Raw genomic sequence first — 10335 nt, 5'->3', positions numbered from 1 at the left:
GCCCGGCGGGCGGCCCACCCACCGCGTGCGTCGGTCGAGGGACTCCGGGTCGAGGGGCTTCGGGTCAGGCGCCGAGCTTCGGGCCCGGGGTGAAGCGGACCGGGAGGTGGCGGGGGCCGGAGATGAAGTTCGACGTCAGCCATTCGGTGGGGCCGGCGGGTTCGAGGTCGGGCATTCGGGTGAGGATCTCGCGTAGCAGGGCGGCGATCTCGACGCGGGCGAGGTGGGAGCCGAGGCAGAAGTGCGGGCCGCCGCTGCCGAAGGCGATGTGGTCGTTGGGGGAGCGGGTGACGTCGAAGGTCTGGGGGTTGGTGAACACCAGTTCGTCGCGGTTGGCGGAGCCGTAGTACAGGACGACCTTGTCGCCGGCGCTGATCTTTCGTCCGCGTAGTTCGGTGTCCACGGTGGCGGTGCGGCGCATGTAGACGACCGGGCTGACCCAGCGCAGCATCTCCTCGATCGCCGTGTCGAGCCGGCCGTCCAGGTCCGCCGTCAGCACGGCGCGCTGGTCCGGGTGTTCGAACAGGGCGTGCATGCCGCCGCCGACGAGCTGGCGGGTGGTGTCGCCGCCGGCGTCGATGAGCAGCATGAAGAACAGGTTGAAGTCCATCTCGTCGAGCCGGTGGCCCTCGACCTCGGCGGCCAGCAGCCGGCTCGACAGGTCCTCGCCCGGGTTTCTGCGTTTGGCTGCCTGCAGGTCGCTCGCGTAGGTGAACATCTTGATCGCGGCGTTGAGCTGGGTGCCGTCGGGCACGGTGTCGGGGGCGGCGTGGATCAGCTCGGTCAGCTTGTAGAGTTCGCGGCCGTCGGCCAGCGGCATGCCGAGCAGGTCGGCGATCACGAGCGACGGCATCTCGCCGGCGAGGTCGTCGACCAGGTCGCACTCGCCGCGTTCGATGACCGCGTCGACGATCTGGCGGGCGAGTGCCTGGACCCGGTGGGTGAGCGGTCGTACGGAGCGGGGCACGAAGTCGGGGCTGACGAGCTTGCGGTACCTGCTGTGCCGCGGTGGGTCCATCATCAGCATCATCTGGTGGTCGCCCAGAGCGGCGCCGTCGCCGTGGACGTCGGCGATCTGCACGGACGGCGAGTTGGAGAACGTGGCGGGGTCGCGGGCGACGTGCCGGACGTCGTCGTAGCGGGTGAGGGCCCAGAACCCGGGGCCGTCGGGCTCGCCGTGGCGGTGCACCGGGTCGTGCTCGCGCAGCCAGGCGAACTGGTCGTGTGGCTGGCCGTTCGCGAACGACGCCGCGTCGAGCAGGTCGATCGTCGGCGCGGCGGTGGTGGTCGCCACTGTCATGGTTCTCCCCAACCTCGGGCCGGCGCAGGCGGGCCGTGCATGGGGCCTGCGGAGCCGCGCCCGATCAAAGGTGTAGATATCTTCGCTCGTCGTCGCGCGAAACACCAGGCTCTCGGCGGGCGGCCTCCCAAGCCCCGACGGAGTCTCTCGGCCTCGGGCGTCCGCCGCGCCCTCCTGCCGCCATCAGGGTCCGACGCCGCCCATCGCGGTCTGACCCGGCTCGCGCGCATCCTGTTCGACGTCGCGGGCAATCCTGTCAGACGCCGGGGGCGGGCCTGAACCGGTCTCGTGCCCCTGGCACTGTCGGACAGGATGTCGGCGATGCTCCGAGGGCTGGCCGGACGTGGAGGTCGGCGGCGGAGGCCGGCTGAGCGGCACCGCCCGGTGGGCCTCCCACCCGCCCGAGGCCACGACGGGTCGCGTCAGACGCCAGGGGCGCGGAACGATGCTCGTCGTGCCCTTGGCGCCTGACAAGGCGTCCGCGAACCACGGGCGGCGGCGCCGGAGCGGTGGCGCGGTGATGGGAGTGGTGAGCCAGGATGGCGATGGAACTCGATCTCGAGGGGCACCGGGTGCTCGTCACCGGCGCCGGGCAGGGCGTCGGCCGGGGTATCGCCCTCGGCTTCGCCGCGGCGGGCGCCGAGGTGGTGGTCAACGACCTGCGGCTCGAGCGCGCGGCGCGGGTCGTCGAGGAGATCACGGCCGTCGGCGGCGCCGCGGTCGCGAGCCCCTTCGACGTCACCGATTACGCGGCCGTGGCGGCGGCGGTCAAGGCGCTTGGCGGCGTCGACGTGCTGGTGAACAACGCGGGCAACGCCGGGGCGGAGGGCTGGTCGGGCCTGGCGACGTTCGTCGACACCGAACCGGCCCAGTGGGAGCCCTTCCTGCGGGTGAACCTCTACGGCGTCCTCCATTGCTGCCGGGCCGCGCTGCCCGCGATGATCGCCAAGGGCTGGGGCCGGATCGTCACGATCATCTCCGACTCGGGCCGCACCGGCGAGGCCAACATGGCCGCCTACGCGACCGCCAAGGCCGGCGCCGCGGGGCTGACCCGGGCGCTCGCGCTGGAGAACGGCCGGCACGGCATCACCGTCAACAACATCTCGCTCGGCACGATGCGCACGCCCGTCACCGAGAAGACCTGGTCCGACCCCGACAATCCCATGGCCAAGAAGCTGATGGCCCGCTATACGATCCGCCGCCCGGGCCTGCCGGAGGACGTCGCCGCGCTGGCCGTCTTCCTCGCCAGCCCGCAGGCGTCCTGGATCACCGGTCAGACCTACCCGCTGAACGGCGGGATCTCCTTCGCGCAGTAGGTGGCTGCCGGCTCTCGGGGGATCCGACAGTCCGCGATGGCGGGAACGATGGCGACCAACCGCTGGCCGATCAGAAGGAAGACGAATCCTTCAGCGCGGATCACTCGTGGCGATCCTTTGCTCCTGTGTCGGTTGTGTCGGTAGGCCTGCCGTCGTCGTCGCCTGCCCCCGACAGTGCCTGCTGGCCTTCCGGACCGGGATCCCGCCCAGTGCCCCTGATCGCCGACGGGGGTCACCGGCTGGGCTGGCTGCTCCCAGGCGGCTTCTGGACGGCGCTCAGCGGAGCCGGTGGAGCGCGAGGTTGTCGTCGAGCGGAAGTACGCCGGAGACCGTGGCGGTCACCTCGATCGATCGGAGGGCGATGATGCCTCGCAGGACGTTGAGGAAGGCGGTGTCCGTCGCGTCGCGACCGGTCGCGACGCGGACCATGCCTTTCCGAGGGGCTCGGCGGGTGGCGTCGTAGGTCCACCAGGCGCCGTCGAACCATGCCTCGAAGACGGCGTGGAAGTCCATCGGAGCAAGGCCCGGGGCATACACGGCGGCGAATCGTGCCGGTATTTGAAGGGCCCTGCACAGGGTGATCCCGAGGTGGGCGAAGTCCCGGCATACTCCCTGCCCGGTGAGCAGGACGTCGGTGGCGGAGCTGTGAACGTTGCTGGAGCCCGGGACATAGCCCACCCTGTGCTCAATCCACTGCGTGATCGCCTCCACCCGGGCTCGTCCGGGTGGCAGGTGGCCGAACTCGGCGACCGCGAATCCGACGGCCTGATCCGACGGGCAGTAACGGCTGGCCCGCAGGTAGGTCAACTGCGCCAGGTCCGGCAGGTCGCGGCGGATGGCCGCGGCCGGCTGGCCGGCTGAGTCAGGTGAGGCGGTGAGTTCCGCCCGGTAGGACACGGACAGGATTCCCCGGGGCGTGCGCAGGAGATGCAGCCGACCGCCGTGCGGTGTGGCCAGTTCGACCGGCGCCGGGAGCGCCTTCCCGTCAGTCGCCACGTCGAGCCGCTCGGTATGGACTACCCAGCTGTTGGCGGCGGCGATGTGAAGGACGATGTCCGCGGGTTCCTCGACCTCGAACGTGAGGTCACAACTGACCACGCGGTCGGCTGCCTCACCGCCGGGATGTGTGGACGGTCGGCAATCCGCCGACGACACGTCGGTCATGTGGGGGGCGTCACCCTGGCGGTGCGCGGGATCGCGTCCGTCGGACCGGCCAGCGCCCCGGCGCCTGCCGGCCGGAGCATTCCCCGCGCCGTCACGACGGCCGCCTCACCCCGACGGCACCCCGCCGGATGGCAACAACCAACAACCACATCGATATCATATCGATGCTAGCAAATCGTCAGCCTCTTCGGATTTTACCACGTCGGAGACACCTCGAGGAAGATCGCGTAGGCGGGCGCGACGATTCCCATCGGTCGACCGGCTCTTTGCGGAGTATCCGCTGAATGCGATCGGGTAGACGCGGGGCGCGGGCATGGCCACCGCATGACCTGAACCCGAATGACGCGGAATCACTCTTCGTACGCCACCACTGAGCTGACCGCTTCGGAAGCCGAGGGCGGCCACACACGAAAGCCCTCGCGGGCGACCGCCTCCTTCCTGTCCGCCCTGGCCGTGTGCCTTGTGCGCCCTGGCCGTGTGCCTTGTGCGCCCTGGCCGCGGGGCGGCCGGCGCCACCTAGGATCGCCCGCATGGAGCAGAGGGTGCTGGGACGGACCGGCCGAGCCGTGTCCGTCGTCGGGCTCGGGACCTGGCAGCTGGGCGCCGACTGGGGCGCCGTCGACGAGGACGCGGCGCTCGACGTGCTGGCCGCGGCGGCCGAGGCCGGGGTGACCCTGTTCGACACCGCCGACGTCTACGGCGACGGCCGCAGCGAGCGCCTCATCGGCCGCTTCCTGCGGGAGCACCCCGGCTCTGGGATCATGGTTGCCACCAAGATGGGCCGCAGGCTCGCGCAGCTGCCCGAGAACTACGTGCTCGCCAACTTCCGGGCGTGGAACGACCGGTCGCGGCGCGACCTGGGCGTCGACCGGCTCGACCTCGTGCAGCTGCACTGCCCGCCGTCGGCGGTGCTGACGAGCGACGAGGTGTACGACGCGCTGGACACGATGGTCGCCGAGGGGCGGATCGCGCACTACGGCGTGAGCGTCGAGACGGTCGCCGAGGGGCTCGCGGCGGTCAGCCGCCCGGGCGTCGCCAGCGTCCAGATCATCCTCAACGCGTTCCGGCGCAAGCCCGTCGAGGAGTTCCTGCCGGCGGCGCGCGCGGCCGGCGTCGGGGTGCTCGCCCGGGTCCCGCTCGCCTCGGGGCTGCTGTCCGGGCGCTACGACGAGCACACCGTCTTCGACCCGTCGGACCACCGTTCCTTCAACCGGAAGGGCGAGGCGTTCGACGTCGGCGAGACCTTCTCCGGGGTGGACTACGCGACCGGGGTCGCGGCGGCGCGTGAGTTCGCCGCGTTGTCCGACCATCCGGCGCGGCTCGCGCTGCGCTGGGTGATCGACCAGCCGGGGGTCACCACCGTCATTCCCGGCGCGCGCAACCGGGCGCAGGTCGTCGACAACGCCGCGGCCGCCGCGGCGCCGCCGCTCGACGAGCCGCTCGAGGAATCGATCCGCGACCTCTACGACCGCAGGATCCGCGAACTGGTCCATCACCGCTGGTAGACGGCACCGCCAGCCCGAAGGTGGGGCTGCCCATTTGGCCCGGGAAAGTCTTGCGTTGGTGCGGGATGATGCCCGGCATGAGCGCCGAGACCATTGAGCACCGTCCTACCGGATGGGAGCTACGGCGCGAGCGCGTTTCCCGGCACCTGGAACGCACCGCGCTGACGCTGTTCGCGAACGAACGGCCGCAGGACGTGACGGTCGAGCGGATCGCCGCGGCCGCCGGGATCTCGATGCGCACGTTCTTCCGGTACTTCGCGAGCCGGGACGAGGTCCTGGCCTCCCTGCCGCGCAGCCTGATCGAGCTGTTGTGTGCCCGGGTCCGGGCGCGGCCGGCGCACGAGTCGCTGGTCGAGGCGTTCTCGGCCGCGGTCCGGGAGACCGACCAGGGGCGCGACGCGGACCGCGAGCTCCTGCTCGCCTGGGGTCTGGCGGTGCACCGCTCACCGGAGACCGTGCTGCTGGCGCTCGCCCGCGGCGCCGTCAGCACCGCGGCGGCCTTCCAGAAGGCGGTCACCGCGCGCCTCGGCGTCGGTCCCGACGACGCGCGCGCCGGCGCCTACGCCGCCGCGCTCTGCGGCGTCGTCAGCTATGCCTTCGAACGCTGGGTCGCCCACGGCGGCACCGACTCCCTGTCCGACACCCTCCTCGACGCCCTCGCGACCCTCCCCGACCTGCGCTGACCTCCGACCCGCGCCGACCTTCCGACCCGCGCTGACCCTCCGACCCGCGCCGACAGGCTGGTCGAGCCTGCTCGGGCTGTATTGCCGCGCGCCAGGCGGCGCCACCGGACGCCGGGCCGGGGACCTGGCGCCGGCGGGCTCACCGCCGAGGAGGGTGCTCGGGCGCGTGCGCGAGGCGGGTCGCGGTGTTAGCTTGCGGATCTGATGGGTTGTCAGGTATCGGCCGCTGACTCACCAGACTCCGCCCGCCCTGGACGCGGGCCGGCGGGCGAGGCCCGGGCGCGGTCCGCGGACACGAGGGGTGGCGGCCATGGGTGAGGCCCGGACGGTGCCGGTCGCGGCGCTGAAGGAGGACCCGGCGGCGAAGGAGGTCGCGGCGGCGTTCTGGGAGGCGCTGTACGCGCGCGACTGGCCGCTGATCCGGAGCTTCTTCGGACCGGACTCGATCTACTACGACGTGCCGACGACGCCCGCGGCCGCGGCGCGCGGCCCGCGGGACATCGAGGCCCGGCTCAGGCTGGCGCTGGCGGGGCTGTCCGAGTACAGCCACGGCGAGTCGCGGATCGTGGCCGAGGGGGACACGGTCGTCACCGAGCACGAGGAGCACTGGGGGTGGCCGACGGGCGAGCGGGTCACCCTGCCGTTCGTCTCCGTCCAGCGGATCGAGGACGGCGTGATCGCCCTCTGGCGCGACTACTGGGACATGAACACGCTGATGGCGGCGGCGCCTCCCGGCTGGCAGGAGAGCCTGGCCGCCGCCGACCTGTCCTGGGTCTTCGACGCCACCGGCCTGGCCTGAGAGCCGGACCGAGACGGCGTCGGCCCCTGCCTCACCCACCCGGCACGAACCCGAAGGCGAGCGTCCGATGACAGCACCGACCGTCCGCCCCGATCTCAACCTGCTCGACGGGCATTTCTACGCCGGCGAGCACGGCGACCCACGCGCGGTCTACGCCTGGTTACGGGCCAACGAGCCGGTGTTCTTCGACGAGGGCAGCGGACTGTGGGGCGTGGCCAGCTACGCCGCCGTGCTGGAGGCGGAGAAGAGCCCGCGCCGCTTCTCCAGCGCGCACGGCTCCCGGCCGAGGACCGGCCAGATCCCGCACATGATCGACATGGACGACCCGGAGCACACGAAGCGCCGCAAGCTGGTCAACCGGGGCTTCACGCCGCGCCGGGTCGGCGCCAAGCACGACTACCTCGTCGAGGTCTGTGACCTGCTGATCGACGCGGTCTGCGAGGCGGGTGAGTGCGACTTCGTCCGCGATCTCGCCGCCCCGCTGCCGATGATCGTGATCGGGGACATGCTGGGCGTCGCCCCCGAGGACCGGGCCAAGCTGCTGCGCTGGTCCGACGACATGCTCTCCGCGCTGGACATCAACCCGTCACCCGAACTGGTCGCGCGCACCGCCGAGGCCTACACGGGCTGGAACGACCACATCACCTCGGTCGTCGAGAGCCGCAAGGCCGAGCCGACCGACGACCTCGTCAGCGTCCTCGTGCACGCGGAGGTCGACGGTGACCGGCTCTCCGACCAGGAGGTCAAGTCCGAGTCGCTGCTGATCCTCATCGGCGGCGACGAGACCACCCGGCATGTGCTCTCCGGCGGCATGGAGGCCCTGCTGCTGCATCCCGACCAGAAGGCGCTGCTGCTCGCGGAACCCGCGCGAATCCCGGCCGCCGTCGAGGAGATGCTGCGCTGGGTCTCGCCGATCAAGAACATGAACCGCACCGTCGTCGCCGACGAGACCTGGTACGGCAAGGACCTGAAAGCCGGCCAGCAGATGCTGCTGCTCTACGAGTCGGCGAACTTCGACGAGGAGCGCTTCGAGAACCCGGAACGCTTCGACGTCACCCGCACGCCGAACGACCACCTGGCGTTCGGCTTCGGCACGCACTTCTGCCTCGGCAACCAGCTGGCCCGCCACGAGCTCACGGTGATGTTCGGCCGACTGCTCGACCGCCTGCCCGACATGGAGCTGGCGACCGACGCGCCGCTTTCGCGCCGCGCGGCCAACTTCGTCTCCGGCATCGAGTCCATGCCGGTCCGCTTCACCCCGTCCGCCCCGCTCGCGCCCGGGAGGTAGGCAGGCAGCGGGTGGGCTGGCCAGGTCCAGGTGCTGGCCAGGTCCAGGTGACGGAGGCCCCGGCCCGTCACCGTCCCGGCAGACGGACGACGACGAGCCGGCCCTTGCCGCCGCGCTTGGCCTGGTACATCGCCGCGTCCGCGTGGCGCAGAAGATCCTCGGGATCCGCCGGCCCAGGGCCGTCCTCGATCGCCAGCCCGAGGCTGGCCCGGATCCGGTAGGGCCGTCCGCCGATCTCGAACGGCTGGCCGAGCGCCGCGACGACCCGCCTCGCCACCCGCTCGGGCAGGTCGCCCGGCGCCGCGTGGCCGTCCGCGGCACCCCTCGTCCCGGTCAGCGCCGTGGTGTCGCCGTCGATCGGGAACGGCGTGCTCCAACTGTCCGTCGATGATCCACCGACCGTCGGTGAGTCGTCGAGCAGGACCGCGAACTCGTCACCGCCGAGGCGCGCGGTGACGTCCTGCTCGCGCACGCTCATCCACAGGCGGTGGGCCGTCGCGCGCAGCAGTTCGTCGCCGGCGGCGTGGCCCAGCGTGTCGTTGACGTTCTTGAAGTCGTCGAGATCGCAGAACAGGATCGCGAGCTGCCCGTAGCGGGCGGCGCGCGGGCGGGTGGCGACGCCCCCGGCCTCGCCGGCGGCGAGGCACACCGGCTCCTCGTCGGCGCGCCCCACAGTGTCGGCGCGCTCCGCGGTGTCAGCGCGCTCCGCGGTGTCAGCGCGCTCCGCCGGGTCAGCGCGCTCCGCCGGGTCAGCGCGCCCCACCGTGGCCGGGTCCCACGGCCCACCACCATCGGGGTGGACGGTGGCCTCGATCGTGAGCGCGCGGGCGCGGTTCCTGGCGGCTACGCGCGCGGCGAGCGCGTCGGCGAACTCGGCCCGGTTGGCCAGACCGGTCAGCGGGTCGTGCCGGGCCTGGTAGCGCAGCTCGCGCTGGCTCGCCTCGACCCTGGCCAACAGCCGGGTGTTCTGCGCGACGGTGATCAGCTGGCGGACGAGGACGACGACGACGAGGCCGACCGCGAGCGTCACCGTCACCGTGTCCATCCCATGGCCCACGGCGAGCAGGCCGACCACGACCCCGGTGGCGGCGCCCAGCGGGATGTAGGGCAGGAAGACATGCGCCCACAGCGCCAGCCGCTGGGGCACGCCCGCCGCGGGCGCGGCGCGGGCGCGGACGGCCGCGCGGGACGGGCGGGCCGGGCCGGCGCGGGGCGGGCCCGGGCCAGCCCGGAACAGGTCCGCGGGCGCCGCCGTGGCGAGCGCGATCAGGAGCGGGCCGACGAGGAAGCCCAGGCCGGCCAGCGGCCCGGGCTCGCCGGCGCCGGTCTGGCCCAGATAGTTCAGCATCGCGTGGGAGAACGCGACCGCGATCAGGCCGACACCCAGGAACGTCACCGCCGGGACGTTGCGCGGCCGGCGAAAGGCCGCGATCAGGATGACCAGTACCACCTCCAGGGCCAGCATGACGGCCTGCGCGGCGGCCAGCCAGGCGTCCTTGCCGAGCAGCCGGCCGTGGTGGACCACGTCCGCCAGCAGCCCTTCCCAGGTGATGAGGGTGATCGAGCCGACGATGATCATCGTGTCGAGGGTGAGCTGGGCCGTCCACCGGTGGGCTCGCCACCAGCCCGCGCCGTGCGTCCCCGTGCCGGCGGCGGGCTCGACAGGGACGGCCGTGGTCCCGTCAGGGCCGGCGTGGGCGGCGGGCCCCGCGCGGGCCGGTACGGTCGGGCGGGCCGCCAGCGCCGGATGCGCGGGGTCGGTGGGGATGCACAGCAGGCCGGCGATACCGAACACCGGCCCGATCAGGAACAGGACGCCCGCGGGCAGCGGGCCCGGCCAGGAGGCGCCGTCGGACGCCAGCCCCACCAGCCAGATGGTCCCGCTGACCGTGCCCAGGGCCAGCATCACGGCGACGAGCAGCCGCCATCGCCGCTCGGCGGCCCAGTGGTCGGCGCCGTCCCGACCACTCTCGAGGAGCGCGCCTCGCCAGACGGTGCCTCGCCAGACGGTGCCTCGCCTGGCGGTGCCTCGCCGGACGGCGGGTGGTCGCGGGCCGCCACCGTCGGCTGGCCGGCCACCGTCCAGGCCGGTCCGGGATCCCACGCCAGCCCGGGATCCCACGCCGGCCGGCGCCCGCGGGCGGGCGCGCAGGCCGCGCCAGGTCGCCCAGCTGGCGACGGCCAGCGTCTCGAGGACCGGCGTCAGGTACATCACCCACAGCCGGGCCGTCCCGGTCGTGGGGGGCGCCGGCCCGGCCCCCCCCCCCCCCGGGCCGCCCC

8 protein-coding genes are annotated in these 10335 nt (G+C 72.8%); 5 read left to right on the top strand and 3 right to left on the bottom strand.

Translation table 11 applies throughout. The annotated features are described in order from the left end of the window. Positions 1–64: 64 nt before the first annotated feature. Positions 65–1300 carry a cytochrome P450 gene (locus I6A81_RS37100; RefSeq protein ID WP_203007161.1) on the bottom strand — a complete coding sequence of 412 codons (1236 nt, stop codon included), beginning with the start codon at positions 1298–1300 and terminating at the stop codon, positions 65–67. A gap of 539 nt (positions 1301–1839) precedes the next feature. Here I6A81_RS37100 and I6A81_RS37095 point away from each other — a divergent pair. Further along, on the top strand, positions 1840–2616 hold the full coding sequence (locus I6A81_RS37095) for an SDR family NAD(P)-dependent oxidoreductase (protein WP_203007162.1): 777 nt from the start codon (positions 1840–1842) through the stop codon (positions 2614–2616). 276 nt (positions 2617–2892) lie between these two features. Here the strand turns inward: I6A81_RS37095 and I6A81_RS37090 are convergent, their stop codons facing one another. Then, a complete protein-coding gene (locus I6A81_RS37090) occupies positions 2893–3714 on the bottom strand; it encodes a transglutaminase-like domain-containing protein (RefSeq protein WP_307875165.1) in 822 nt (273 codons plus the stop codon). Between the two features lie 596 nt (positions 3715–4310). Between I6A81_RS37090 and I6A81_RS37085 the strand changes: the two genes are divergently transcribed. The 4 genes from I6A81_RS37085 (at position 4311) to I6A81_RS37070 (ending at position 8055) form a co-directional block, all read left to right on the top strand. After that, complete coding sequence (locus I6A81_RS37085) at positions 4311–5285, top strand: aldo/keto reductase (RefSeq protein WP_203007164.1); 975 nt, start codon at positions 4311–4313, stop codon at positions 5283–5285. Between the two features lie 77 nt (positions 5286–5362). Continuing rightward, the gene (locus I6A81_RS37080) at positions 5363–5968 is read left to right on the top strand and encodes a TetR family transcriptional regulator (RefSeq protein WP_203007165.1); all 606 of its coding nucleotides are present in this window, start codon (positions 5363–5365) and stop codon (positions 5966–5968) included. 310 nt (positions 5969–6278) lie between these two features. Next, positions 6279–6767 (top strand): nuclear transport factor 2 family protein, encoded by a 489-nt coding sequence (locus I6A81_RS37075; RefSeq protein WP_203007166.1) that lies wholly within the window; start codon positions 6279–6281, stop codon positions 6765–6767. A 67-nt stretch (positions 6768–6834) separates the two neighbouring features. Next, positions 6835–8055 (top strand): cytochrome P450, encoded by a 1221-nt coding sequence (locus tag I6A81_RS37070; protein WP_203007167.1) that lies wholly within the window; start codon positions 6835–6837, stop codon positions 8053–8055. Positions 8056–8122: 67 nt separating this feature from the next. On the opposite strand, the gene I6A81_RS37065 is transcribed toward I6A81_RS37070, so the two are convergent. After that, positions 8123–10335, bottom strand: a 2213-nt coding sequence (locus I6A81_RS37065; protein ID WP_407661441.1) for a diguanylate cyclase domain-containing protein, incomplete at its 5' end; no start/stop codon positions are given.

The sequence above is a fragment of the Frankia nepalensis genome, assembly GCF_016786325.1.
GTDB classification, from domain to species: Bacteria; Actinomycetota; Actinomycetes; order Frankiales; family Frankiaceae; genus Pseudofrankia; species Pseudofrankia nepalensis.
Note: the sequence above shows the minus strand (reverse complement) of the source record. Positions and strands in the feature narration are given on the sequence as shown.